This window comes from Loktanella sp. S4079 (assembly GCF_000967725.1).
In the GTDB taxonomy this organism is placed as follows: Bacteria; Pseudomonadota; Alphaproteobacteria; order Rhodobacterales; family Rhodobacteraceae; genus Yoonia.
Genome location: NZ_JXYE01000020.1, coordinates 1 through 409, shown reverse-complemented (window position 1 = coordinate 409; position 409 = coordinate 1). Strand labels below are relative to the sequence as shown.

The following is a 409-nucleotide window of genomic DNA, read 5'->3' as shown; positions in this document are numbered from 1 at the left end:
CCATCCACATCCGCCGTCTGGCTGATGCCGCCCGCGTCAATGTCAGATTGCGTCAGCTCATAGGTCGCCGTGTAGGTCGCCGCTTCGCCAGGCTGCAATGTGCCATCCGCTGAACCCGCATCCGCACTCACAAAGGTCGGACCAGAGGTCAGCACCAGCGTGTTCCCATCCGCATCCGTGATCGTTGGATCCAGCGCAACACCCGTCAGCGTCACATTGCCGTCGTTGGTGGCAGTGTAAGTGTAGCTCACCACATCGCCCGCAGCCACAGGGCTGGACAGACCAGAGGTATCATCCGTCAGAACAAGGCTAATCGCAGGGGCCGCAGTGATCGCAGTCGCCGTGGCGTCATCCGCACCGGTCGCATCCGCAGGATCATCAGACGTATCCGTCACCACAGTCGTCCCAT

Annotated in this window: 1 protein-coding gene; it reads right to left on the bottom strand. The window is 61.4% G+C overall.

Going from position 1 to position 409, the window contains the following annotated elements; all coding sequences use genetic code 11:
* The coding region (locus TW80_RS17315; RefSeq protein ID WP_045998731.1) for a DUF7507 domain-containing protein at positions 1-409 on the bottom strand (409 nt) is incomplete at both ends.